Genomic DNA, 26000 nt, shown 5'->3' with positions numbered 1-26000 from the left:
ATTTATATGTGAAGCAGGAATAGGTGAAGCCGAAAAATGTAAGGCAGAAAAGAAAAAAGGATCGTTGAATAATCAACGATCCTTTTTAATTTGGTCGGAGTACAAGGATTCGAACCTTGGACCCCCTGCTCCCAAAGCAGGTGCGCTACCGGGCTGCGCTACACTCCGAAAAACTGGTCTGTCTAGCCTGACATTTATTACTTCAATCGAACCAGCTTGAAAAACAAGATCTGTATCTACTGAAATAAAAGGGACCGTCTGTGACGATCCCTAGAATCTGGTCGGAGTACAAGGATTCGAACCTTGGACCCCCTGCTCCCAAAGCAGGTGCGCTACCGGGCTGCGCTACACTCCGAAGACCGCAATATTACTGCTTTAGAGACTTGCTGTCAACCCGTTTGCCTGCGTAGCGCTCTATGGCAGGCGATCATAAGGATTTTTTGCTTTCAAAATAGCGTTGCTGTCCAGTAATCGGATCATCAAAACAGATGGATTTTGCCAGTAACTGCAAAGGTGCAGAAAAATCATCAGCCTTGCAGGGCAGGGCAACCGGATAAAATGCATCATTCAAAATGGGTGCGCCGAGACTGCTCATGTGCAGCCGCAATTGGTGCTTTCTACCGGTCACAGGCTGCAATTGGTAGAGGCTATATTCGCCACGTCTTTCCTTGATATCAAGCAGGGTTTCTGAATTTGCCATGCCTGCCACTTCGCGCATGGCGAAGAACTTGTCGGCTTCTTCCATGCGGCTGCAATGCCGTAGCGGGAAAACCAGTTCTGGCAAATGCTTTGCAACGGCGTAATAAGTCTTTGTCATGCTTTTGCGCTGGAACAGGGATTGATATTGCCCGCGGGTGGTTGGGTTGTGTGAAAACAGCATGACACCTGCCGTCTCCCTGTCGAGCCTGTGTATGGGGGTAAGATCCATCAAGCCAGTATTTTTCTTCAGCCTGACCAGCAAGGTTTCCCGCAAAAATCGACCTGATGGAATGACCGGCAAGAAGTGTGGTTTATCGACCACCAGCAGATGTTCATCCTGGAAAAGGATTTCTTCATGAAAGGGGATAGGCGTTTCATTTTCTATTTCACGGTAGTAGTAAATACACATGCCGCGTTTGACAGCGCTATCTGCAAGCAGGACTTTACCGTGTTGATCAACGACCTCTTGCCTCCCCAGACGTGCTTGCCAGGTGCTTGCGTCAACATCCGGGAAATGTGTTTGCAAAAAACTCAAGACATTGTCCCAATGGCCTTCTGGTATCCAGATATAGCTTGGCGCGATGCCATCGCGTACTGGTAATGGCAGGGACGGGGGAGGCTGGGCTTGCATTTCTGATCGTTTATCGAATGGTCTGTTGGCGTCGCCATACTATCATGCAGCCATGGCGCAGGAGCTTGGCGGGCTGCATGAGATCATGAAACTATCCGTCCGGGATGTTAAAACGGTAAAATGCTGGTTTTAACCATTATCGCGTTCGTGTATGTCAGTTGTATCGACAGCAGGGCGCAGGCTAGTGATCTCATGACTGTACGTACCCGTTTCGCTCCCAGCCCTACCGGCTATCTCCACGTTGGTGGTGCACGCACTGCCTTGTTCAGTTGGGCATTTGCCCGTCATTTTGGTGGCACTTTCGTGCTGCGCATAGAAGATACCGATCTCGAACGCTCCACGCCAGAAGCTGTGCAAGCGATTTTGGAAGGCATGAACTGGCTGGGCCTGCAGCATGACGAAGGCCCTTACTATCAAATGAAACGCATGGAGCGTTATAGCGAAGTGCTGGCCGACATGTTGGCCAAAGGCACTGCCTATCACTGCTATTCCTCACCAGATGAAGTTGAAGCCATGCGTGAGCGTCAACGCGCCGCAGGTGAAAAACCGCGCTACGACGGCACTTGGCGTCCTGAAGCTGGCAAGACCTTGCCTGCGATTCCGGCTGACCGTAAACCAGTGATTCGTTTCAAAAACCCGCTGGATGGCGAAGTCAGCTGGCTGGATGTCGTCAAAGGACAAATCACCATCGGCAACCGTGAGCTCGATGATCTGGTCATTGCACGCCCCGATGGCACGCCTACCTACAACTTCTGCGTCGCAGTTGATGACTGGGACATGCAAATCACTCACGTTATCCGTGGTGACGACCATGTCAATAACACACCGCGTCAGATCAATATCCTGACTGCGCTCGGCGCGACTCTGCCGCATTATGGTCATTTGCCTATGATCTTGGGCCCTGATGGCCAAAAACTGTCCAAGCGCGATGGTGCTGCTAGTGTGATGGACTATCCGCTGCAAGGCTATCTGCCAGAAACCATGCTCAACTACCTGGCGCGCCTGGGTTGGAGCCACGGTGACGATGAGATATTCTCCATGGAGCAAATGTGCAGCTGGTTTGATTTAAGCCATTTGTCTGCTTCTGCTGCCCAATTCAATCCTGAAAAACTGGCATGGATCAATAACCACTACATCAAGGCAGCAGACAACACGCGCCTGGCTGGTTTGATCAAACAGCAAATGCTCGACGATGGTGCGCAGTTTGATAATGCACCCGAGTTGGAAGCCGTGATCGCACTATTGAAAGAACGTACCAATACCACAGTAGAGCTGGGGCAGGCTGCCATGCTGTTCTATCGTCAGCCAGCAGCAGACCCTGTATTGGTGACCCAGCATGTGACAGAAGCGATCTTGCCAGCCTTGCGTCAATACGCCGAACTGTGCAAAACCGTGGAATGGAACAAAGCAGCCCTGTCTGCCGCCATGAAACAAACCCTGGCCGACTTCTCGCTGAAGATGCCACAACTGGCGATGCCTTTGCGCTTACTGCTCACAGGTCAATTGCAAACACCGTCCATCGATGCCGTGATCGAGTTATTTGGCCGTGAAGTGGTTTTGCAGCGTTTGAGCGTTATTGCTGCTTAGAAAGCGGTAGGGGGCTTTACATCCGTGTAAGCTTCCCCTATAATCTCGTTTCTGTTCTGCAGCGTCGGGGGTATAGCTCAGCTGGGAGAGCGCTTGCATGGCATGCAAGAGGTCAGCGGTTCGATCCCGCTTACCTCCACCAAAAAATGTGGCAGAGCAGATAAACATACTTGTTGTCCCCATCGTCTAGAGGCCTAGGACATCACCCTTTCACGGTGAGTACAGGGGTTCGAATCCCCTTGGGGACGCCAATCAACTTTACAAAGTTATTGTGGACAACAGGCTGTTAGCAATTTAGGTCAGTAACACGGACAGAATATGTCCCCATCGTCTAGAGGCCTAGGACATCACCCTTTCACGGTGAGTACAGGGGTTCGAATCCCCTTGGGGACGCCAGTAAGTTCTCGTTAAGAGAGTAAAAAAAGCCTTGAGAAATCAAGGCTTTTTTTGTTTTTGCTGTATGCTTTTTTCTTCAGCTTATTTCGATAATATATTGCGACAATAAGCATTCAACGCGGTGTATCAGCGAGGTGGAGAAAAGAAAGGGATGAAATTCAAAATCCCCAGGTCGCAAAAGTATTCAACAACTATCCACTGCCTATACGGCAAAAGCTGATGTACTTGCGTCAATTGGTTTTGGATACTGCATCAGAATGTAAAGTGGCCGACATACTGGAAGAGACCCTGAAATGGGGGGAGCCGAGTTATCTCGCGAAGACTGGCAGCACCGTCAGAATGGATTGGAAGAGTTCGGCACCGGAACAATACGCCATGTATTTTCATTGCCAGACGAGGCTGGTTGATACATTTAAAGAGCTTTACAGCGACAAGCTAAAGTTCGAAGGTAATAGAGCCATTATTTTTTATCGGGATGATGAAATCCCAGTTGATGAAGTGAAGCTCTGTATTCTTTTGTCTCTAACTTATCACGACAGAAAACATCTCTCCATGCTGGGCGTATGAGCAAAACATAGATAGATGTTTTGCCTGGATTGACTTCTGTCGTGTCGCCTCTATTGGGTTTAATGGAAACCTATTTTTTTACATAGATACGGTCAAACTCACCACCATCATCAAAATGTTTTTTCTGCGCCTGTTTCCAGCCGCCGAATACATCATCGACAGTAAATAAATTCACAGGCTTGAAAGAGGCTGCATATTTCTTTGCTGCGATTTCTGAGCGTGGGCGCAGGTAGTGTTTGGCGATCAGATCCTGGCCAGCTTCGGTATAGAGAAACTGCAAATAGGCTGTGGCGATTTTGCGGGTGCCCAGTTTGTCGGCTACCTTATCTACCACCGCGACCGGGGATTCTGCCAGGATAGAGATTTTGGGATAGACAACGTCAAAATTGTCACCAAATTCCTGGCGCACGAGTTGCACTTCATTTTCAAAGGTTACCAGTACATCACCAATTTCACGCTGAGTGAAGGTGGTAGTGGCACCGCGGCCGCCACCATCAAGCACCGGTACATTCTTGAACAGGTTTTCTACCAGTTGGCGTGCCTGAGCTTCAGTGCCGCCAGTCTTGATGACGGAGCCCCAGGCTGCCAGGTAGCTGTAACGGCCATTTCCAGACGTTTTTGGATTGGGGATGATGACTTTCAGGCCAGGTTTGCCAAGGTCGTCCCAGTTGGCGATGTGCTTGGGGTTGCCCTTGCGCGTCAGGAACACCATGGTCGAATAAAACGGTGCTGCATTATTCGGGAATTGTTTGGCCCAGTCTTGTGGCAGCAATCCCTTGTCTGCAAGTATGTCGATATCGTTCGCCTGGTTCATGGTCACGACCGAGGCTTCCAGCCCATCAATCACCGAGCGTGCCTGTTTGCTGGAACCACCGTGGGACTGGTTAACACTAATGCTTTCGCCAGTTTTCTTTTTCCAGTCTGCAACAAAGGCGGGGTTGACGTCCTTGAATAATTCCCTGGTCACGTCATAGGATGCATTCAGAATGCCGGTGGCAGCTTGTGCGGTGCTGTAAAAAGCAAGCAGGCTGACACTGGCAATCAGCAATGCGGCTACGAAAGTGGTGCGGCGCTGGCGTTGGCGGGTTTTGATTAACTGTTTTATATGTGCAATTTTGCTCATTTTTTGCTCTCGGTTTGCAGATTGTCCATCTTGCGCAAAAATGCCAGGCTTGTGAACGATGATATTTTTACTTGCTTAGACACATAAGGCATAAGTGACATGGCATCAGCGACATGGCATCAGCGGGACAGGTATTTCCTGCTGGAGAAAAACAAATATGCATGCTCAAAATTAGTCTGATAACCGCTTGCGTCCGCCATACTGCAAAGACATTAAATTTGCTACACTGAGTCTCTTGATATATTTATCCAGGTCAAAACTGATGAAAATGACTACTCCCCTGATGGTGGCACTGTTGGCTGCAAGCACCTCAATTTCACTGACTGCCATAACTACATTGCCCGCCCAAGCGGCGGATAGCAAGGCGGCCAGCGCCTCTGCTCATGCAGCCAATGCCGCGCAGGGTGGCATAGACTGGCGCAAGGACAATAATGTAGATGCGGCTTTTGCCCAGGCCAAGGCCAGCAACAAACCTCTGTTTTTATACTGGGGTGCGATCTGGTGCCCGCCTTGTAATCAGGTAAAAGCAACAATTTTCAATCGCCAGGAATTCATCGATAAATCACGTCATTTCATTCCGGTATATCTGGATGGCGATACCCCGGGTGCACAAAAATTTGCGTCGCAATTCAAGGTGCGTGGTTATCCGACCATGATATTGTTTAAACCTGATGGCGCAGAGATCACACGTTTGCCTGGTGAAGTTGATTCTGAACGCTATTTGCAAGTGCTGACCCAGGCCCTGAATACCACGCTGTCTGTACAGGACACCATGAAGCTGGCATTGGCGGGCAATAAAAATCTCAAGGATGAGGATTGGAGCCTGCTGGCCGATTATTCATGGGATGATCCGGAGCAAAAACTGGTGCCCGGCAAGGAGCTGGTGGCGACTTTGCTCAAGCTGTCTGAACTGAGCCCGGCTGGTTTGCATGCCACGCGTTTGTACCTGCGCGGCATTTATGCAGCGGCTACAGCCAAGCCTGGCCAGTCATTGCCAAGTATCGACAAGGCTCAGGCAACAGATAAAATCCTGAAAGCCATCAATGATCCCAAAGCAGCACGCGACAATATGGATTTGCTGAGCAATGCTGCCGGAGAGATCACCGAGTTCCTGACTGTTGCCAAATCAGAGCCACGCAACAAGTTGGTACGTGCCTGGAACACGGCGTTGCTCAAGTTGGCTGATGATGCCACGATTTCCAAGACCGACAGGTTGGGCGCAGTCGGTGCCCAGGTCGCTCTGGCCAGTCTGGATAATGCCAAGCCAGAAGTGGCTTTGCAGAAGGATGTGCAAAAACGCGTGGGCCTGATAGAGCAGGCAACTACCGATGCCTATGAGCGCCAGTCTGTCGTCAATGCTGCCGCCCATGCACTGGGCGATGCTGGATTGCTGGATGATTCTGACAGCTTGCTCAAGGCTGAACTCAAGCGTTCACATTCGCCTTACTATTTCATGTCCACCCTGGGCTCGAATGCCAAGAAGCGTGGTGACAAGGCAGGTGCAGCAAACTGGTATGAGCAAGCTTATAACGCCGCCAAGGGCCCGGCCACCCGTTTGCAATGGGGTTCTAACTATGTCAGCAGCCTGGTAGAACTGGCGCCAAATGATGATGCGCGTATAGAAAAAGCTGTGCAAAACGTCTTTGGTGAAGCGGCAAAAATTGACAATGCTTTCTATGAACGCAACCGCGCTTATCTGGAAAAAATGGGGAAAAAACTGACAGACTGGAATAAGGAAGGCAAGCATCAAGTTGCTTACCAAAAAGCGCGCGCGCAACTTGACGGCATCTGTGGCAAGTTGCCTGCGAGTGATCCGCAAAAAGCAGTTTGCCAGGGTGTGTTGAATAAGTCCTGATCAGATCAGAATCAGCATAAATAAATCAGCATAAATAAATCAGCATAAATAAAAATCCCGCGATTACAGAGTCGCGGGATTTTTATTTGCTTCAATAGTTTCGAATATTGCTCAGTCTGGCTTGAACTGATGGGCAAAGGTAAATTCATCTGTCCTGGCCTTGTAGTGCAAACCTTTACGCAATGCCCAACTGGCGTATTGGTGATGCAGGGGGATGACAGCATAATCTTGCACGGCAGTGGCCATTGCCTTCTTGGCAAAGCCTTCGCGCTTGTCGGTTTCAACGGAAGACAGGGATGACTCTATAGCCTCATCCAATGCGCGGTTACTGTATTTGCCCCAATTCCAGCTACCCCAACCATTTTCGGTATTGATAGTGCCTAGCGTCGTGCGCAATGCAAAATCGCCGGCAAGTGAGCCCCAGCCCAGCAAAGCCATGCTGTAATCTCCCTTTGCTGCTTTAGGAAAGTACACCGCCAGTGGTTGGGTCTCTACCTTGGCCTGTATGCCCACCTTGCTAAGGAATTGCGCCACTGTCTGGACGATCTGCTCATCATTGATATAGCGATTATTCGGCCCATGCAGAGTGATGGCAAAGCCATTTGGATAGCCAGCCTCAGCCAGCAATTTTTTTGCACCTTCTGGATCATAAGCTTCAACCTGCAAGCTATCGTTATAGCCAAACACGCCAGGCGCGACCAGGTTGGATGCAGGCACTGCCAGGCCTTCTAGTATGCGTTCGGTCAATGCCTTGCGATTAATGGCCTTGGCGATGGCTTTGCGTACACGTATATCCTTCAGCGGGTTGGTCGCAAGGGGTTTGCCTGCTTTGTCAGTGATGTATGGCGAGACCCTGGTCTGGTGATCAAGCTGCCAGAACAGGGTACGCCAGGAAATCTTTTGTTCCAGCTTGAATTTGGCATTGCTTTTGAGCTTGCTCAAATCTGCCGGCGGTATGCTTTCTATGGCATCGACATCACCAGACAGCAGCGCAGCCATGCGCGGCGCACCAGCGGTGATGATGCGGAAGGTGACTTTGTCCCAAGCAGATTTCTCGCCCCAGTAAGCATCGTTTTTTGTCAGTTCAACTACATCACCGCGTTTGAAACTGGCAAATTTATAAGGACCAGTACCAATTGCTGCCTTGCCGCTGTTGAAATCATCTGTGCTGGCCTGTAATGCCACTTTTTTTGAAACGATGAAGACAGAACTCATGTCTAGTGGTAGCGGGCCATATGCCGTTGCTGTCTTCAGGCGTAGCGTATAGGGATCAACAACTTGCTTGCCGACGATTTGTTTGGTGAAGCTGGTGTAAGGGCCGGGGCTGTTCTTTATCAGCGCAGGCCTGTCGAGAGAAAACACGACATCTTCTGCAGTCATTTCGCTGCCATCATGAAACTTCACCCCATGGCGCAATTTGAACTCCCAGGTAGTGGGGTTGATCGCCTTCCAGGACAAGGCCAGGCCAGGCGCAATACGCCCATCAGAGTCAACGCTGACCAGTGCCTCAAACAAATGGGATGCCATCGCATTATTCGGCCCGCTATTGAAATAATGCGGGTCCATGGAGTTGACGTCGGCTGCCAGGCCAAGTTTCAGGTTGGCTGCATGGCTGGCCGCGGGCAACAAAAGGCCATTAGCCATGGCAAACAGCGTTGGGATAAACAGTTTTTTTGATATGGAAAACATAGGCAACTTTCAAGCTTCAATATTGCAAGCTTACCATTGCCTGACCATTTCATCAGCGCAGGGAATGTATTTGTATATTTGAAATGAGGTGAAAGGAAAGGAAATGCATTCTAATTATTTTGATAAGGCCAGCTTACAAATGGAAGCATATTCTGCAAGAACGACATGAATCTGATCCTGGAAGTACTCTGTGAGGGGCTGGCAGGATTTTTCCTGTAACAATCCACAGTTTTGCTTATTCTGATTTACATATCGTTACTTGTGAAAGCCATTCGCATGAAACTATATTGATTGCATAGGACGAACGAATAAGCAAGTCATTGTTCTTCTGCATAAATACTTCAACATAAATACTTCAATAGTTTCAATAACGGGTATAAAAATAGATGAAAAACCTGACAAAAATTCCCGGTTTGCTGGTGTTGTTGATCACCGTAAATATCTGTGCTCTTCCTGTTCATGCTGCAGGTCCTTCGACGGAGGCCGAAGCCCTGCACGTACTGAACCGTCTTGCCTATGGTCCTCGGCCTGGTGATTTAGAGCGGGTCAAAAAAATGGGTGTGGATGCTTATGTCGAACAGCAACTGAATCCACAATTCCTGCCCTTGCCAGATGGTTTGCAAAAGAAATTGAAATCACTCGATGTCATGAACCAGAATGCAGGCTCGGTCTTGTTTGACTATCAAAAAGCCTTGAAAGATACTAGCGATGAATCTGATGCCGCACAAAAGAAACGCCGTGAACTGGTCGGCCGCATCATTGAGCAAACCGCAGAATCCAGGCTGTACCGTGCAATAGAAAGCTCGCATCAGCTGGAAGAAGTGATGGTGGATTTCTGGTTCAATCATTTCAATGTGTTCAATGGCAAAGGTCTGGACCGCGCACTTGTCGCCAGCTATGAGCGCGACGCCATCCGGCCTTATGTCTTTGGCAACTTCCGTGATTTGCTGAGTGCAACGGCCAAGCATCCTGCCATGTTGTTTTATCTGGATAACTGGTTATCTACGTCAGCAGACTTTCATGCCAATGGCAAGCAGGGCAAGGGCGGCGGACAAAAGGCCAAGTCCAGCGGCCTGAATGAAAACTATGCGCGTGAAGTGATGGAGTTGCATACCCTGGGTGTGGATGGTGGCTATACCCAGAATGACGTGACCGAACTGGCACGCATGCTGACCGGCTGGACCTTTGATCCGCGTGCTATGGTCAGAAGTAATCAAAATTTTTACTTTGATGCTGACAGGCACGATAAAGGTAGCAAGCTGTGGTTGGGTAAATCCATACCAGTGCGTGGTCAGGCAGAAGCAGAATTCGCACTTGATGTGCTGGCAACACATCCATCTACCGCCCATCACCTGAGTTTCAAACTGGCACAGTATTTTGTCGCCGACAAACCTGCGCCTGCCTTGGTCGAGAGGCTGACCAAACGTTATCTTGATACCCGCGGTGACATACGGGCGGTATTGCAGACACTGTTTGCCAGTGCCGAATTTCGTGACCTTCAAAATGCGGGCGTGAAATATAAAACCCCATATCAATATGTGGTGTCAGCCATCCGGGCCAGTGATGTCAATGTGCAAAATGTCAGGCCTGTGCTGGGCGTACTGGCACAACTTGGCATGCCTTTATACGGCAGCCAGACACCCGATGGTTATAAAAACACCCAGGATGCCTGGATGAACCCTGATGCCATCAGCCGCCGCATCAACTTTGCCACCGCACTCGCAACCGGCCGGCTGCCATTTGATAAAGAGATAGAGGATGGCGACAAAATGGGCAAGAAGCAGTTGGCAAAACAGGCTGAGGAAAAATCAGACCGGCCCGCAGTCATGCCTGCTATTAATGCCACTGCCTTGTTGCAGACACTGGGGCCAGGCTTGTCTGGGCGCAGTATAGAAATTGTGAATGGCAATCCCGAAGCCTTGCGTGCCTCATTGATATTGGGCAGCCCGGATTTTATGCAGCATTGAAACAAGCAAGCGAGCAGATAAAGAGAGCAAAATGAAACGCAGAAATTTCTTATATTCCATGGCCGCAGGAGCGGGTTTGCTGATCCCGGTGGGGCAGGCTGCATGGGCTGCCAGGGCGAATGGCGCAGCATCGGAAGCAACAACAAAAAACAAGCTCATCGTCATCATGTTGCGGGGCGCAGTCGATGGCTTGAACGTGGTTGCGCCTTATGGTGATGCCAATTATCCGCGCCTGCGACCGACTATCGCACTGGCAAGGCCGGGACAGGCCGACGGTGCAATAGATCTCGATGGTTATTTTGGTCTGCATCCCGCACTGGCAGACTTGCAGGATCTTTGGCACCAGAAGAAACTGGCTTTCGTGCATGCCAGCGGCTCACCGGATGTTACCCGTTCACATTTTGATGCCCAGGATTATCTGGAGTCTGGCACGCCTGGGCGTAAGGGGACGACAGATGGCTGGATGAACCGTTTGCTTGGTAACTTGCCGGGTACGACGACGCCAACGCGCGCTGTCAGTGTCGGTGCGGTCATGCCCCGTATTTTGTCGGGCACGGTTGCCGCCAGCAATATTGCCAGCGGTGCGGCGGGTACCAAGGCGAATGTATTGGACAGACCCAAGGTCGGTGCAGCTTTTGAACAGATGTATAAGGACAACGATAAATACGCCAAAGCCTTCAGTGATGCCAAAGAAGCGCATCAGGAAATGATGGGCGCATCCATGGAAAAAGAACAGCAGGCTGCCGATGGCGGCGCACCCTTGCCCAATGGTTTTCCTGACGACAGTACCCGCGTTGCCACCTTGCTCAAGAATGATCCTAAAATCCAGATGGTATTCATGGCATTGGGGGGCTGGGACACCCATGCCAACCAGGGCGCTGGCAAAGGTCAGTTGGCAAATCGTTTGTCACCGCTGGGTCTGGGCCTGGCAAATCTGGCCAGACGCCTGGGCCCCATGTTTGATGACACGACGATCGTCGTGATGTCAGAGTTTGGCCGTACTGCCAAACAGAATGGCAATGGCGGCACCGACCATGGGCATGGCAATGTTATGTGGGTGCTTGGTGGTAAAGTTGCTGGCGGCAAGGTATATGGCGACTGGCGTGGCCTTGGCAATGATCAGTTATATGAGGGGCGTGATGTGCCTGTGACGACTGATTTTCGTTCGGTATTGACGCAGGTCTGTGAGCGGCATATGGGCTTATCTGACAAGCAACTGACCCAGGTTTTTCCTGAACAATCTTACGCCAGGTCCAATTTCAATTTATTTGTGAACAGAGCCTGACTGCCGATCTGGCGTAGTAAATAAAAAGCCACTCTGGATTAAACCGGGGTGGCTTTTTTTTGTATGCGTACTGTGTTCAGGCAGTGGTATTGATGGTTGTGCCAGTCACTTGTCCGCTAGTATTGACCACTGGTTTGGGTTGCTCGGGCGGCGGTGGTTCTGGCTGCTTGACATTCTGCTTGCTGGCCAGTTGCGCCTGTTGTTCTGCTTGCGATTCGGTAATTCTTTTTTGATCTGCAATGGCATCAGCCGTACCTGAATCGCGGTCTGCTGCTGCCCCTATCGTTTCCGCACTTTGTTTCTGCTGACCAGCAGCAGCCTGCTGCAAAAGTTGCTGTTGTTGTGCAACTTGCGCTGCGCTTGAAGATGTAACGGACGTGACCATGATATTAACTCCTAAGACTAGAACCAGGATTATTTCAACATAGCGAGCCTGGACCAAAATTACAAGCGATTTAACCACAAATTGCAGTTTGTTGCCATGCGTCAATGTTAATCAAGCTCGGTCAATTGATAGTGCGTATTCATTTTTCAACTTTGCTTATACGAATAGTTGTATATACAAATGCATATATATGATTGGAAAAAACTTGTTGCCTTCGATAAAGTTGAGTCCAACAGCAACAACAGCCGGTCAGATACTCAGTGATACGTATAGAGCAGTTAGCAAAGATTTATAGCCATCAGGGCCGCGAAGTAAGAGCCTTGCATAATATCAATTTCAACATAGAAACGGGTCAGGTTTTTGGCATCATAGGCCGTTCCGGTGCGGGTAAAAGCACTTTGCTGCGCACCCTGAATTTACTGGAGCGTCCTAGTGCGGGCAAAGTGGTGATTGATGATCAAGACATCACCAGTTTTGACGCGCAACAACTGCACGCCTTGCGCCAGCGTGTGGGCATGGTGTTCCAGCATTTCAATTTACTGCATGCAAAAACGGTCGTCGACAATATTGCCTTTCCGCTCAAGCTGAGTGGCAAATATACAAGGCAGGAAATCCAGGCAAGGGTAGAAGAATTACTTGAGCTGGTAGATTTGCAAGATCAGGGTCTTAAATATCCATCGCAATTGTCTGGTGGACAAAAGCAAAGAGTGGGCATTGCCAGGGCGCTGGCAAATTATCCGCATCTATTGTTATGCGATGAGGCGACCTCGGCATTAGACCCTGAGACCACGCAAGCAATCTTGCGTCTGTTATTGGATATCAATAAAAAACTGGGCCTGACCATCGTCTTGATCACCCATGAAATGCAGGTGATACGCACTATCTGCGACAAGGTGGCAGTGATAGATGCGGGAGAGATTGTTGAGCTCGGTGATGTGGTCGATGTGTTTCTGCATCCTCAGCATGTGGTGACGCAAAGCCTGGTTGCAGAAAATCAGGCACTGGATCTGTCTGTGCTGGAGCGCAGCGATCAGGACGCTGACCGTCATTTGCTGCGTTTGAGCTATGTAGGTGCAAGTACGCATGAACCCATCATTACCCGTATCGCGGCGCAAGCCGGTGTGGATATCGCCATTCTGCAAGGAGTGATAGGACGCATCAAGGAGACGCCTTACGGACAGTTGCTGGTGGAGTTGCACAGTACGCGGGAACAGTCAGCGACTGTGGAGAATTTATTAAAAAATGCTGGTGTCAGGGTGGCAAGAATCAGCGCGGCAGCAGAGGTGCACTGATGGATTTTTCTCAAATTGATTGGAGTGACATCGCACTGGCCACACTGGATACCTTGACGATGACAGGTGCCTCTTTGCTGTTCACCGTGGTGCTGGGTTTGCCTTTGGGTGTACTGCTGTTTTTGACAGGTAAAAAGCAATTGCTGGAGCAGGGCCTGCTGTACGCAGTGCTGTCGGTAGTTGTAAATATTTTGCGCTCTATTCCTTTCATTATTTTGCTGATCGTATTGATCCCTTTCACGCTGCTGTTGATGGGAACCTCGCTGGGGGTACCGGGAACAATACCGCCGCTGGTCATCGGAACAACGCCATTCTTTGCTCGCCTGGTAGAAAACGTGTTGCGGGAAGTGGATAAGGGAATTATTGAGGCCTGCCAGGCCATGGGTGCCAGGACCTGGCAGATTATCTGGCATGCATTGTTGCCAGAAGCATTGCCGGGTTTGCTGGCTGCCGCAACAGTAACGACGATTGCCTTGGTGTCGTATGCAGCCATGTCGGGCGTGATCGGTGGAGGTGGACTGGGTGACCTGGCGTTGCGTTATGGTTACCAGCGTTTTCAAACTGAGGTCATGGTAGTGACGGTATTTATTTTGATCGTGCTGGTGCAGTTGCTGCAATTCGCCGGTGACAGGCTGGTGTTGAAATTTACACGCAAGTAAGTTTATTTTTTGGTTTTTTTTGAATTTGTTTTTGAGTTTATTTTTGAATGTTTTTGAATATTTTTTATAGGAGCCATTATGTCTTTGAACCTGAAACGCCGTTTTACCCTGATACTGGCAGGTAGCCTGACAGCCGCTGCCGTGTTTTCACCAACTGCATTTGCAGTAGAAACCTTGAACATCGCTGCCAGCCCCGTGCCGCATGCAGAGATACTGGAATTTATCAAGCCACAACTTGCCAAAGAAGGCGTGGATTTGAAAGTGAAAGTGTTCACTGACTACATACAACCAGCAGTGCAGGTCAATGAAAAACATCTGGATGGGAATTTTTTTTTGCACCAGCCTTACCTGGATGAGTTCAAGAAAAGCCACAAGAATGATATCGAAGTACCTATTGCCAAGGTGCATGTAGAACCTTTCGCTGCCTATTCAAGCAAGTACAAAAAACTGGCTGACTTGCCCGATGGTGCGACTGTCGCTATACCGAATGATCCGTCAAACTCTGGCCGTGCCTTGCTGCTGCTGGCAAAACAGGGTTTGTTGAAACTGAAGGACCCAAAAAATATCTCTGCGACGCAAAAAGATATTATTGAAAATCCTAAGAAACTGAAATTCAAGGAACTTGAAGCAGCAACTTTGCCGCGTGTATTAAACCAGGTTGACCTGGCCTTGATCAATACCAACTATGCGATAGAAGCAAAACTCAATCCTGTCAAAGACTCGCTGTTTATCGAAGATGCGAATTCACCTTATGCCAATTTGCTGGTGGCGCGTGAAGATAACAAAAATAGCCCCGCCTTCAAAAAGCTGGTGGCAGCCCTGAATTCACCTGAAGTCAAAAAGTTTATTGAAGAAAAATACAAGGGCGCAGTGGTCCCTGCTTTTTAATCGTCTCTTCAAATAAAAAAACACCCCGGCAGAATTTTTATTGCCGGGGTGTTTTTTTTTTACATACAGCTTTACCTGCTGGTTGATACCGGTTCAGTTGCCGCTTGCTGCAAATTAACATAGGGAGTACGCGCAAAGCTTTTCAGATAATCGATATTGTCCCTGAATTCTTCATCTCTCATTGCATTGCCTTTTGGCGTACTGTATTCCAGCAAAAGATTGTCGTCATTTGACAAAGTGGTTTTGCTCAATGCCAGCATTTGTTTGACCTGTTCAGGATTGAGCACCTGCGCGCCAGAAACGGATACTATGCCGTTCTTGTAAAGGTCGAGATAAGCCTTCATGGTTTGATTATTGGCCATCGCTAACAAATGTTTTTCCTTTTCGGCATCGGGGAAAGCATCCGGGCTATTGCTGGCTATCATTGCACCTTGTTTTCCTACGTTATAAATCCAGACGTAGCGGAAGGAATGCGACAGGCTGGCAATCATGACTCTCAAGTTCTGTTTGGACATATGCGCCAGTTGAAACCATTGTTTCAATATACCTTTGTCTGCCAGCCTCGACTTGGCCAATGTATAAAATTCCTGGTTGTACAGAGAGGCTGCGCCTGCGAACCAAATGGAGGACAGTTGTATTGCAATCAGATCGTATTTTTTGTTGGTCAGTGACAAATGATTCCTGCCATCGGTATACAGGAATGACACGCCAGGTTTTGTAGCGAGATTATGATTGACGTCGGCAAAATGACGGTTGGCGATATTCACCAGGTCGCGGCTCAGATCGACCACTTCCATGGACTTGAAGCCTGACTCATGGATGGCCATGGCAGTGACGCCAGTGCCATATCCTATGACCAGGGCATTGTCATAGTTATTCAAATGCAGCATGGGTATCAGCCCAAAGCCTGCCTGCGCCAGCATTTCGCTGCCAGTTTCCATGACATTATTGCCTTGGAACTTGCCATTCGTGGTCAGGGTTTTAAACTCCTTGCCTTGTTCGGTTTGCGCCATGACCGCAGTCAGGCCACCATCGGCACTCTCCGCATGATCTATCATTTTCCAGCCCGCATAATAAGTAGGCTTGAAATAAGTGTTGATACCGGTGGCGATTGCGTTCAGGTCCAGTTGTTTGGGGCAGGCAATGAGCAAGATTGTGGCGGCAATAGCACTGCCATATTGTTGCAGGGCGGGTGCAGATTTGTCGCGCGACTTCCAGGTCGCTATCAATAACAAGGTGAAAGCCACTACACCACACGATAAACTGGTGTAGAAGCCGCCGATAGCTGGCAGGAGCAAAAATCCAGCCAATAACACGCCGGCGATATTGCCCAGGGTATTGATGGCAGAAGGGAAACCTATGCCGTCATGCTGGCCTTTGGAAGCGATCGTCATGCTGACAGGATAGAGAGCACCAATCGCAAATGCTGGCGGCAATGCAATGATGACTGCAGGAATGGCGCGCAAGAATTCCCTGAACCAGAAAGAGTAGGGGACCGTGCTTTTTGCCAGACCATAGAAATACAAAGAAGAAAGATGCCACAAAAAAGTGGAGCACAGGATGGTACAGGTCAGCAAGAACAAGGCGTCATTTAATTGCTCATTGGTGGAGCGCTTGCTTGCCTTGCCAGCATATTTGCCACCGAGGGCCAGGCCTGCAAGAAAGCACGTCAGCATCAGGGAAAAAGCATAAGTACTATTGCCTATGACCACGGCCAGCAAATGTATGGTCGAGACTTCCATCATCATCGTCAGTGCGCCGACGATGAGCAGGACAAACAGACCAAAACGGTAAGAACCTTGCGCCAGCAAATCAGTTTTGCCTTGCTCCTGTACAGGCAAGCTGTCCGTCGTTTTTGTTTCGCTGACCAGCAAGAATGCCAGCAGTGCCACCATGATATCAATAGCAGAGGAGAGCCACAGCGTGCCATTCATACCTAGGGCAGGAATGATCAGATAGCCCGACAATAAGGCGCCAGACGCCGCACCAAACGTATTGGCGGAATAAAACCATGAGATAGAAGCCATGCAGGATTTGCTATCTGCAACCGCACGCACCAGCAGGGGGAAGGTCAGGCCCATCAGGATGGTAGGGAAGAGCAGCACCAGTGCGCCTAGCAAGACTTGATAAATGACGAGAGAGCCAGAATCGGGCCTGTAGCCGACGGCAATCATTAAATAGATATCGTGCGCGAATGAAAATATATAAGGCGTACACAGGCAGTAAAGGGCAATCGCCAGCTCTGCCATGGCATACATGCGCACCGGGAAGCGTGTGCGTTTTGCCACGCCTGCACCTATTGCAGCGCCGATTGCCATACCAGCCATGTAAATAGCCAGCACGGTGTACGTGGCGCTGGACTGGCTGCCAAATACCAGGGCAAGCTTTTTTGCAAAGTAAATCTGGTAAGCCAGTGCCGCAAAACCGGAGGCAAAGAAAATTCCAAACAAGGTGTTTATTTTTTTCACGGTTATATTTTTAATGAGCGTCTTCCAGGCGCTGGTGGATGGGAATTTATTCTTTGCTATTTATACCATAGCTGCGAATAGTTTAAGCGAATGATAGTAAAAAGAATTTGCATGTTAATGATGTTGGCATGTATTGTCAAATGACTAAATTGTGACCTTGCTTTTTGCGCGTCTGATGGTTTGATGGAAAGACCATCTTGCCCATGTCAGCCTATGTTGGAGACTATGGGGCTGCCCTCATGCAAGTCACAGGACGAAAAAAAACGCCGCTGTATTAAGCGGCGTTTTTTGTAAAGTCTGTAGTCTTAGTTACGAACGACTTTTTTGTATTCGTTAGTGCGTGTATCGATTTCGATCATGTCGTCCTGGCTGACGAACAGTGGTACTTGAACGATATGGCAATTTGCTTCGATTGCATTTTCAATCTTGGCTTCTTTCAGGACGTTACCTGAGGTATTGCCTTTGACTGCTGGCTCAGAGTAAATGATCTGGCGAACGATAGTGGTTGGCAATTCTACAGAGATGGCTTTGCCGTCATAGAATACGGCTTCGCATTCCATGCCATCTTTCAGGTAATTCAGAGAATCACCCATATTTTCTGCTTCGATTTCATACTGGTTGTATTCTTGATCCATGAATACAAACAGTGGGTCAGCGAAGTAAGAATAAGTAACTGGTTTTTTGTCCAATACAACTACGTCAAACTTGTCGTCGCCACGGAAGACGTTTTCTTGTGGGCTGTTGGTCAACAGGCTTTTCATTTTCCACTTGTAAGTGAAGCCTGTACGGCTGGAACCATTAACGTCAGAGCGCAATACAATCATTGGTTTGCTATCGACCATAATGATGTTGCCAACACGAATTTCTTTTGCAAATTTCATAGCGAGTATACGTAAAAAGTAGGTTGCATAAAAATCATCTGTTGCCTACTGGCAAAAAGCACCGCAAGCCCACGTTTGATTGAGATTTAAAACAGGTTAAAAATTAACCCAACATTATACTGCATCTTTTTGGCTTGCTACCCTAACTGCATTGACGAACTTCAATAAATTGCTCGTCATATCGCCATTTTCTTGCATTTTTCTTTGCCAATTGCCAGAAAGCCGTGCAATTTCTGACTGGTCGGCTTGAAAGACTCTCCATATTTCTGGCCAGTCCAGCGGTGGATGGCTGACATCATTCCAGGCATTTGACAAGGCAACCAGACTTGCAGTGGCAGATGTGGTGGTTTTTAAGAATGCATTCAACTTCACATGATGCAGATTTTCATCTTGGGGATAGATATGCCAGATGAAGGGTTTGTTTGCCCATTGCGCCCGCACGAATGAGTCTTCACCGCGGACAAAGTTGATGTCGCAGGCCCACAGCAATTTGTCGTAATCTGCTTGCGGGATGAAGGGCAGTACACGCACTGCCAGTGCACCATGGCTGCCAATGATACCTGCCCTGGAGGGTTGTCCCAGAAATGCTGCCATAGCTTCGCTCGCTACACTTTCAGGCACCAGGCAAGTCATGGGTTTGTCACCACTTTCCCATACCTTAAGCAGCTCAGCTACGGGTGCATGCGGGTAGCAAAACAGCGATACCTTGGTGCTATTGATCTCAGCTTCGGTCAATCCCAATTGCTGCAGGAAGGTAGCTACAGCCCGAGTATCAGCTTGAAATGCAGTTCGTTCATGACCCAGGTGGGCTTCACGCAAGAGGCCGCCGGTTTTGTTATTGAAGCCAGGAAAGAAGAAATGCTTGGTCAATGGCAAAGACGGATGAGGCGAGGGCAGGGTATGGCAGCCTTCCACCCATTCTTCTGCTGTCAAACCTTCAAGATTGAGCCAAACTGGGCGTGGCTCACACTTTGCCATGGCCTGGATGTAGCCGGGCGGTATATCGCAGGCAAAAAATTCTATGACGATGTCGGCAATGTCAGCAATCGCAAATGTGCCTTGCTGATCGCGCCAGTGTCTGACGGTGACACCTGCAATATACTGTACTTCGGCATCAATATCTACTTGTGGGCAGATGCGCTGGAAGCTGCGCAAATCATCTACCCATAGCGTGACGGCAATACCATGTTCTTGTTGCAACTGCTTTGCCATGCGCCAGCAAATGCCGATATCGCCGAAATTATCGACCACCTTGCAGAACAAGGCCAAAGATTTTGCGGTAGAGTTTGTATTTATTTCTGTTGAATGCATTGCAATTGTTTTTATAAGCGCTCTTAAAAGCGGTTTTTCCATTCACGCAAGGCAGCGAAATGGCTGACATCATTTTGTGCGCCAGGGATTCTACCGCTTTCCAAAAGGCGGTTGACGATGCTTTTTTCCCTGCTGCGCAAGAAGGGATTGGTTTGTTTTTCCAGGCATATCTGGGTAGGCACGGTAGGTATGCCTTGTTCACGCCTGGCCTGTTCGCGCTTGATACGTTCCAGCAAATCCTGGTTGTCAGGCTCGACCTCTTTGGCAAAACGCAGATTGGACAAGGTGTATTCGTGGGCGCAATACACTGCCGTATCATCAGGCAGGGCAGCCAGTTGATCGAGCGAATGTAGCATCTGTGCGGGCGTGCCTTCAAACAGGCGGCCACAACCGCCGGCAAACAGGGTGTCACCACAAAACAGCCAATGCTGCTCAGGTGCGAAGTAGGCAATATGACCAAGGGTGTGGCCGGGGACATCCAGTACTTTGAGCTCCAGGCCGATGCCGGGCACGGTAACTACATCATCTTGTTGCAGCTTTTGCGTGACCACGGCAATCTTGTCATTGGTGGGGCCAAGCACGGGCACTGCCGCATGTTCTAGCAGGCGCGGCACACCGCCTATATGATCTGCATGGTGGTGAGTGAGTAAAATAGCGGACAATGTCAGTTGATGCTGTGCCAGGGCTTGTAAAATTGGCATGGCATCGCCAGGATCAACCACGGCAGCATGCTTGCCGTCATGGATAATCCATAGATAATTGTCGTCAAAGGCGGGGACAGTCAATATACTCAGGGAATTCTTCATATCAGGCATGGATGCTTTGGAAAAAAACATTATAGACCTTGGAGCATGGTTAGCGCTGCCAGCAGGTAGCTATATACGTCAATGGGAGCAGGCCATGCTCGATAAATTGACGGTGGACATCTTTGGTTTCAATGCCTTGCAGATAGGCTTGCCGCAAATTGATGCGCTGGCAGCCAGCCGCATGCCCCATCGCTGGTTGACCAATTCCAGTATGCCGGATGAAAATCAACCCGGGCAAAAGCGGCCTGTCGTGGTCGTGCATGACTTTGCTGAACTGCCTTTTGATGCGCACAGCATAGATTTGATCGTCTTGCCGCATGTGCTGGAATTTGCTGCAGAACCACATCAGATTTTGCGGGAAGTGGAAAGGGTATTGATACCTGAAGGCCGGGTAATTATCACCGGTTTTAACCGTGCCAGCCTTTGGGGTGCAAGGCAGGCGACCGGGCGCTTGAGCAAGAATTATTTTTTGCCCAAGGAAGGTGAATTCATCAGCCCACCGCGCTTGAAGGATTGGCTGAAGTTATTGAATATGGAAGTGGGTAGCAGCGATTTTGGTTGTTATGCCCCTCCTGTTAAATCGGAAAAATGGTTGCAACGTTATCGTTTCATGGAAAAAGCAGGGCAACGCTGGTGGCCTTATTTGGGCGCAGTGTATATATTGCAGGCCGTGAAAAGAGTCAAAGGCATGCATTTGATAGGGCCTGCCTGGAAGCAAAAGCGGGTATCCACTACACATGCCTTGCCGGTTGCAAACAAATCAAAAGAATCAAATGGATAATATAGAAATTTACACAGACGGTGCCTGCAAGGGTAATCCTGGCGTCGGCGGCTGGGGCGCTTTGCTGATAGCGGGTAATAAAGAAAAAGAATTATTTGGCGGCGAAAAAGAAACGACCAATAACCGCATGGAATTGATGGCAGTGATACAAGCGCTGGGGGCCTTGAAGCGTCCCTGTCATATCACCCTGCACACTGATAGCCAATATGTATTAAAGGGTATCACTGAATGGATTACAGGCTGGAAGGCCAAGGGCTGGAAAACAGCTTCCAAGGCGCCGGTAAAAAATGTCGACCTGTGGCAACAGCTTGATGCTGCGCGTACCATTCACGAAATTGACTGGCGCTGGGTGCGTGGCCACACTGGCCATCCCGGTAATGAAAGAGCTGATCAACTGGCTAACCGCGGTGTTGAAACGGTATTGTAAAAGCAGACTAGATATCTCATGAGCGTAGCGGGCACCGACACTAGCATCCAACAGGGCCTTAAGGGCCATGAGGGCGCTTTGTCCATGCCTGGTGTGCCGGAAAGCTTTGAGCATGTGAGTGACCGTGCTGAATTCAAAAGGGCGCAACATCGCCCCGGTGTAGAGTTATACCGGGCTCATATTGTTGCCCATGCCTTTGAACCGCATACGCATGAAGCTTTTGGCCTGGGTTCTATTGCCAGCGGAGTAGAGCGTTTTCGTTATCTGGGTAGCGATCATCTGGCTCCGCAAGATTCGGTAGTGATGATGAACCCGGATGAATTGCATACCGGCAGGGCAGAGACTGACACCGGCTGGCGCTATCGCATGATGTATATAGACCCGGAAGTGGTGGCAGAAGTGACGGGTGAACGTGGCTGGTGGTTCAAGGATGCTGTTGCTCATGATGCTATCAGCGCGCGCAAGCTAGGCGTCATGTTGGAACAAATCTGGCAAGCCACAGACAAGCTGAGTTTTGACAGTCTTTTGTTTGATATCCTCTTCGAGTTCAAACGCTTCGCCAGTGCGCCGCAAGCGCCTGCTCCCCTGGCTAAACAGCGCTTTGCTGCTGTGCTGGATTATATGCGTGCCAGTATGGCCGAGCGCATCAGCCTTGAGCAACTGGCACTGGTTGCCGGGCTTAGTCCTTTTCATTTTTTGCGCAGCTTCAAGGCGCAATATCATGCGACACCTCAGCAGATGCTGATGGCCTTGCGCCTGTATGAAGCCAAATGCCTGTTGGGCAAGGGCTTACCGCCGGCACAGGTGGCAGCTTCAACTGGCTTGACAGATCAGTCGCATTTGAACAAGGCATTCATTCGACGCTATGGCGTGACCCCCGCACGTTATCAGCAACAGATGCGCGCATAAATTACTGTTTTTATTGCTTGTAAGCGCAATCTGGTACAAGACGGATATTCCATGATGTTCTAAGCTGACTCTTTTCTGAGGATAGACTTTATGGGTATCGGCGTTTTATATGCGATGGCAGCAGGTTTGATGTGGGGCCTGGTATTCATTGGCCCTTTGCTCTTGCCTGAATACCCAGCGGCCTTGCAATCATTTGGCCGCTACCTCGCATTCGGCCTGATTACTCTACCAATAGCATGGATGGACAGGCGGCAATTGCGTCTGTTGAATAAATCTGACTGGATAGAAGCACTGAAGCTGGCCGCCGTCGGTAACATCCTGTACTACCTGTGCCTGGCCAGCGCCATACAACGCTCTGGTGCGCCCTTACCTACCATGCTGATAGGGACGCTGCCCGTCGTCATCGCCATTACTGCCAATTACCGCAATGCCCAGCGTGATGGCAGCATAGCCTGGCGGCGCATGTTGCCATCGCTATTGATTATTTTCGCTGGTGTTGCCTGTGTCAATAGTGTGGAAATAGCCGCATTGCAGGCAGCTTCAAACAAAGATATCCAAACCTATATCATAGGTGGTTTGTTCGCTCTCGTTGCCGTGGCTTGCTGGACCTGGTATCCATTAAGAAATGCGGACTGGCTGCGTCATCACCCTGACCGGAACCCAAGGGTATGGGCCACTGCGCAAGGTATTGCGACTTTGCCGCTGGCTTTGCTCGGTTATCTGGGCTTATGGATATACATGAGTGTGAGCGCGCAGGATTTTGCCATGCCGTTTGGCCCAAGGCCACAATACTTCATCACGCTGATGGTCATCATCGGTTTGTTTGCATCATGGCTGGGCACGATGTGTTGGAACAATGCCAGTCAACGTTTACCTACCAATTTGGCTGGGCAACTCATCGTATTTGAAACCCTGGCAGCGCTGGCCTATGCATTTATCCTGAGCAAGCGCATGCCAGAACCTATGGTTTTTCTGGGTATCATTTTATTGATTATTGGTGTGATGACTGCCTTGCGTGCCAAGTCAGTGACGGCCTCAGTTTCATCTTCTGCCCATTAATGCTGTATAGACCCTGATGATAATGCCTCTCTATTATCAGGGTCTGTATTCAAGCATGAATTACATCATGCAAATCAGAAAGCATAATTAACCGTAGTGATCACTAAGGGATTGGTTTTCTTTTTCGATAAAGGGCTATCGCCAGCATCACCCATTACCTGAGATACACCTACCGCACTGCGCACTGACCAGTTCTTGTCTATTACATGCGTCCAAGCCACATTAGCAGTAGCTTGTGAAAAGCCCGCTTTTGCCGAGAATGCCTTGTAGCCGGAATTGGCGCTTTGAGTCGGCGTCACACCAAAATAAGTCTGGTTATATTTTGCATCGCCATATGTCAGGTTGCCGCCTATTTCTATCTTGTCTGTTGCGACCTGGAATATCGGTGCTGACAGGCCAAAAGTATAGGCATTTCCGTTTTCCCTGTGAGAGAGTGCCATATTGGCGTTGAAACTTGCTTTGATGCCTGGGCCAAATGCAGTGCTCGCCTGCAGATTGGCAGTGGCAGAACCAGAGATATTGCCCATGCCTTTCAAATCATCTGAGCTGAACAAGGATTTTGAATCGCGGGAGTCTTCACGGCCTGCACGGTAGCCCAGTGCTGCGCTGAGAGAAAAGTCATCTACTTTTGTGCCAAAGCCCACACCGCGCATCGTGCTCGCAAAGAAGCCGTTCTTATTTTGGTATTCACCATAGATAGCAGGGCCAAAGCGGTTTTTCTTCGCGCCCAGGTATTCAGGTGCATAGAAAACACCGGCACCGACCACCGCAGTAGATTCAGGTTCCTGTGATGTTTTGTCTTGTGCCTGTGCAGAAAATGACATGGCCATCAAGCTGGAGAAGGCGATGGCTGTCAGTGTAAATATGTGTTTCATGGTGATCCTTAATCAATAAAAGCTAAACAGTCCTGGCAGCATTTGCGCCGCGCTGCTACTCCCCGGCGGAGAGCACGGAGCGAAGTCTCGCAAATATAAAAAAACTATGCCAATGGAAAATCGCAGGCCTCGCCTGTGTGCACAAAACGTCTTGCATTGCTGTACTTTTGATGTGTTCAGCTCCGGCAGAGGCTGCTTGGCAGGCTTATTGAATATGGTTCAGAAGTGCGTTTCTCGGCTTGTGCCCGCATGAAAGAGACATGACTGTTAAATTTTATTTGTTTTTTAGCTAAATACTTGCGTATTTTATAATCATGATGGATGATGTTAAATAGGCTAGTAAAAATGTTAAATTTGCCTTCCACACTCCGGTTGGCATATCGCGTTAATGGACTGTTACCCGTCGGGAGAATTCATGATTCGCCTCAAGCACCTGTTAATTGAACACCGTGACAATAGTTTTGATCACCGGCTCAAGCTGCTCAAGCATTCGCTGCAGACAGCCATAGAGCTGGAGCATTCAACCATTCCCCCTTATCTGTATGCCTTGTATTCAATCAAGACAGACCAGAATCTGGAAATTGCCCACCTCATCAAATCTATCGTCAAACAAGAGATGTTGCATATGTCGTTGGATTGCAATGTCCTTAATGCCATAGGCGGACATCCAAAAATTGATCATCCCCGATTTATTCCGCACTACCCAGGAAACTTGCCGGGTGCGGTGGAAGACAGCCTTATTGTCCCTCTGGCCGCCTTATCCAAGCAATTGCTGCTTGATGTCTTCATGGTGATAGAAGAACCGGAAAAAACCGTGGATGGCGGCACACCGCCTTCAGAGGGTGTCACCATAGGTCAGTTTTACGCGCACATCAAAAAAGAAATTTCTGAACTGGCTAAGATGGGCAATATCTTTACCGGTCTGCCAGAAAAGCAATTGGTAACTGGCTTCAAGGAATTGCAAAACAAAGGTGTCTACGATGAGGCAAGCGCGCTGGCGGCAATAGACATGATCGTTGAGCAGGGTGAAGGCAGCGATACCAGCCCCATTGACCCTGAACATGAGCTCGCGCATTACTACAAATACGCAGAGATATACCATGGCCGCAAACTGATCGCCAACCCCACACCAAAACCTGGTCAACCTGCCTGGGTATTTGAAGGCCACCGTATAGAGTTTGATGCTGGCGGTATTTACCCTGTCATTACTAATCCAAACCGGCATAGCTATGTCGGCAAGCCGCGCATTACCGACCTGAACCTGACTTTCAACAGCACTTACTCAGACATGCTGCGCAAATTGCACAATGTCTTTAACGGCCAGCCTGACAATCTCGCACTGGCCTTGCTGTCCATGCAGTCGCTCAGAGAGCAGGCACAGTTGCTGATGACGCAGGAAGTTGTTCCTGGCCAGACTGCCGGCCCCACATTTGACTATATTCCCGCCTGATATTCTGGAG

The 26000-nt window shown here is 49.3% G+C and carries 22 protein-coding genes and 5 tRNA genes; 16 read left to right on the top strand and 11 right to left on the bottom strand.

All coding sequences use genetic code 11. The annotated features are described in order from the left end of the window. Window positions 1–91 precede the first annotated feature (91 nt). The 3 genes from ACO0LG_RS02725 to ACO0LG_RS02715 all read right to left on the bottom strand — a co-directional run bounded on the left by ACO0LG_RS02725 (window position 92) and on the right by ACO0LG_RS02715 (window position 1330). Window positions 92–168: transfer RNA gene (locus tag ACO0LG_RS02725), tRNA-Pro, on the bottom strand. Between the two features lie 110 nt (window positions 169–278). After that, a tRNA-Pro gene (locus tag ACO0LG_RS02720) sits at window positions 279–355 on the bottom strand. 72 nt (window positions 356–427) lie between these two features. After that, window positions 428–1330, bottom strand: a complete 903-nt coding sequence (locus ACO0LG_RS02715; protein ID WP_423023030.1) for a pseudouridine synthase — start codon at window positions 1328–1330, stop codon at window positions 428–430. A gap of 192 nt (window positions 1331–1522) precedes the next feature. On the opposite strand from ACO0LG_RS02715, the gene gltX reads away from it, so the two are divergent. From gltX to ACO0LG_RS02690, 5 genes are all read left to right on the top strand, one after another. Then, window positions 1523–2917 carry a glutamate--tRNA ligase gene (gene gltX, locus ACO0LG_RS02710; protein ID WP_423023028.1) on the top strand — a complete coding sequence of 465 codons (1395 nt, stop codon included), beginning with the start codon at window positions 1523–1525 and terminating at the stop codon, window positions 2915–2917. Between the two features lie 66 nt (window positions 2918–2983). Next, window positions 2984–3059: transfer RNA gene (locus ACO0LG_RS02705), tRNA-Ala, on the top strand. 33 nt (window positions 3060–3092) lie between these two features. Then, window positions 3093–3168: transfer RNA gene (locus ACO0LG_RS02700), tRNA-Glu, on the top strand. A gap of 69 nt (window positions 3169–3237) precedes the next feature. Next, a tRNA-Glu gene (locus ACO0LG_RS02695) sits at window positions 3238–3313 on the top strand. A gap of 219 nt (window positions 3314–3532) precedes the next feature. Then, window positions 3533–3880: a DUF1801 domain-containing protein gene (locus ACO0LG_RS02690; protein ID WP_423023026.1), complete on the top strand. Its 348-nt coding sequence runs from the start codon at window positions 3533–3535 to the stop codon at window positions 3878–3880. Between the two features lie 70 nt (window positions 3881–3950). On the opposite strand, the gene ACO0LG_RS02685 is transcribed toward ACO0LG_RS02690, so the two are convergent. Next, entirely contained in the window at window positions 3951–5003 is a 1053-nt protein-coding gene (locus ACO0LG_RS02685; protein ID WP_423023024.1) for a sulfate ABC transporter substrate-binding protein, read from the bottom strand. Window positions 5004–5265: 262 nt separating this feature from the next. On the opposite strand from ACO0LG_RS02685, the gene ACO0LG_RS02680 reads away from it, so the two are divergent. Further along, window positions 5266–6858, top strand: a complete 1593-nt coding sequence (locus tag ACO0LG_RS02680) for a thioredoxin family protein (protein ID WP_423023022.1) — start codon at window positions 5266–5268, stop codon at window positions 6856–6858. A gap of 111 nt (window positions 6859–6969) precedes the next feature. On the opposite strand, the gene ACO0LG_RS02675 is transcribed toward ACO0LG_RS02680, so the two are convergent. Continuing rightward, window positions 6970–8547, bottom strand: coding sequence for an ABC transporter substrate-binding protein (locus ACO0LG_RS02675; protein WP_423023020.1), 1578 nt, complete (start codon window positions 8545–8547; stop codon window positions 6970–6972). 386 nt (window positions 8548–8933) lie between these two features. Here ACO0LG_RS02675 and ACO0LG_RS02670 point away from each other — a divergent pair, with 386 nt between their 5' ends. After that, window positions 8934–10514 (top strand): DUF1800 domain-containing protein, encoded by a 1581-nt coding sequence (locus ACO0LG_RS02670; protein WP_423023019.1) that lies wholly within the window; start codon window positions 8934–8936, stop codon window positions 10512–10514. 31 nt (window positions 10515–10545) lie between these two features. Then, window positions 10546–11799, top strand: a complete 1254-nt coding sequence (locus ACO0LG_RS02665; protein ID WP_423023017.1) for a DUF1501 domain-containing protein — start codon at window positions 10546–10548, stop codon at window positions 11797–11799. Window positions 11800–11875: 76 nt separating this feature from the next. Here ACO0LG_RS02665 and ACO0LG_RS02660 read toward each other — a convergent pair whose 3' ends face one another. Next, on the bottom strand, window positions 11876–12184 hold the full coding sequence (locus ACO0LG_RS02660) for a hypothetical protein (RefSeq protein WP_423023015.1): 309 nt from the start codon (window positions 12182–12184) through the stop codon (window positions 11876–11878). 260 nt (window positions 12185–12444) lie between these two features. Between ACO0LG_RS02660 and ACO0LG_RS02655 the strand changes: the two genes are divergently transcribed. The 3 genes from ACO0LG_RS02655 (at window position 12445) to ACO0LG_RS02645 (ending at window position 15023) form a co-directional block, all read left to right on the top strand. Then, on the top strand, window positions 12445–13476 hold the full coding sequence (locus ACO0LG_RS02655; protein ID WP_423023013.1) for a methionine ABC transporter ATP-binding protein: 1032 nt from the start codon (window positions 12445–12447) through the stop codon (window positions 13474–13476). Continuing rightward, window positions 13476–14135 carry a methionine ABC transporter permease gene (locus ACO0LG_RS02650; protein WP_423023011.1) on the top strand — a complete coding sequence of 220 codons (660 nt, stop codon included), beginning with the start codon at window positions 13476–13478 and terminating at the stop codon, window positions 14133–14135. Before ACO0LG_RS02655 ends, ACO0LG_RS02650 begins: the two co-directional genes overlap by 1 nt. Window positions 14136–14213: 78 nt before the next feature. Next, a complete protein-coding gene (locus ACO0LG_RS02645; protein ID WP_423023009.1) occupies window positions 14214–15023 on the top strand; it encodes a MetQ/NlpA family ABC transporter substrate-binding protein in 810 nt (269 codons plus the stop codon). A gap of 71 nt (window positions 15024–15094) precedes the next feature. Here the strand turns inward: ACO0LG_RS02645 and ACO0LG_RS02640 are convergent, their stop codons facing one another. The 4 genes from ACO0LG_RS02640 to gloB all read right to left on the bottom strand — a co-directional run bounded on the left by ACO0LG_RS02640 (window position 15095) and on the right by gloB (window position 20519). Further along, complete coding sequence (locus ACO0LG_RS02640; RefSeq protein WP_423023007.1) at window positions 15095–17491, bottom strand: fused MFS/spermidine synthase; 2397 nt, start codon at window positions 17489–17491, stop codon at window positions 15095–15097. Between the two features lie 305 nt (window positions 17492–17796). Then, window positions 17797–18372 carry an elongation factor P gene (locus ACO0LG_RS02635; protein WP_423002970.1) on the bottom strand — a complete coding sequence of 192 codons (576 nt, stop codon included), beginning with the start codon at window positions 18370–18372 and terminating at the stop codon, window positions 17797–17799. Between the two features lie 114 nt (window positions 18373–18486). Beyond that, window positions 18487–19683, bottom strand: a complete 1197-nt coding sequence (earP, locus tag ACO0LG_RS02630) for an elongation factor P maturation arginine rhamnosyltransferase EarP (RefSeq protein ID WP_423023004.1) — start codon at window positions 19681–19683, stop codon at window positions 18487–18489. 23 nt (window positions 19684–19706) lie between these two features. Next, complete coding sequence (gene gloB / locus ACO0LG_RS02625; protein ID WP_423023002.1) at window positions 19707–20519, bottom strand: hydroxyacylglutathione hydrolase; 813 nt, start codon at window positions 20517–20519, stop codon at window positions 19707–19709. Here gloB and ACO0LG_RS02620 point away from each other — a divergent pair. The 4 genes from ACO0LG_RS02620 (at window position 20497) to ACO0LG_RS02605 (ending at window position 23665) form a co-directional block, all read left to right on the top strand. Continuing rightward, window positions 20497–21270 carry a class I SAM-dependent methyltransferase gene (locus ACO0LG_RS02620; protein ID WP_423023000.1) on the top strand — a complete coding sequence of 258 codons (774 nt, stop codon included), beginning with the start codon at window positions 20497–20499 and terminating at the stop codon, window positions 21268–21270. The two genes, gloB and ACO0LG_RS02620, sit on opposite strands and share 23 nt — an antisense overlap. Then, window positions 21263–21697: a ribonuclease HI gene (gene rnhA / locus ACO0LG_RS02615; RefSeq protein WP_186951857.1), complete on the top strand. Its 435-nt coding sequence runs from the start codon at window positions 21263–21265 to the stop codon at window positions 21695–21697. Before ACO0LG_RS02620 ends, rnhA begins: the two co-directional genes overlap by 8 nt. A gap of 84 nt (window positions 21698–21781) precedes the next feature. Then, window positions 21782–22606 carry an AraC family ligand binding domain-containing protein gene (locus tag ACO0LG_RS02610; RefSeq protein WP_423023294.1) on the top strand — a complete coding sequence of 275 codons (825 nt, stop codon included), beginning with the start codon at window positions 21782–21784 and terminating at the stop codon, window positions 22604–22606. 90 nt (window positions 22607–22696) lie between these two features. After that, window positions 22697–23665, top strand: a complete 969-nt coding sequence (locus tag ACO0LG_RS02605) for a DMT family transporter (protein ID WP_423022998.1) — start codon at window positions 22697–22699, stop codon at window positions 23663–23665. 74 nt (window positions 23666–23739) lie between these two features. On the opposite strand, the gene ACO0LG_RS02600 is transcribed toward ACO0LG_RS02605, so the two are convergent. Then, window positions 23740–24540, bottom strand: a complete 801-nt coding sequence (locus ACO0LG_RS02600; RefSeq protein WP_423022996.1) for a MipA/OmpV family protein — start codon at window positions 24538–24540, stop codon at window positions 23740–23742. A 415-nt stretch (window positions 24541–24955) separates the two neighbouring features. On the opposite strand from ACO0LG_RS02600, the gene ACO0LG_RS02595 reads away from it, so the two are divergent. Beyond that, entirely contained in the window at window positions 24956–25990 is a 1035-nt protein-coding gene (locus tag ACO0LG_RS02595; protein WP_423022994.1) for a ferritin-like domain-containing protein, read from the top strand. Window positions 25991–26000 lie beyond the last annotated feature (10 nt).

The organism is Undibacterium sp. Ji42W, assembly GCF_049340405.1.
GTDB lineage: Bacteria > Pseudomonadota > Gammaproteobacteria > Burkholderiales > Burkholderiaceae_D > Undibacterium.
Note: the sequence above shows the minus strand (reverse complement) of the source record. Positions and strands in the feature narration are given on the sequence as shown.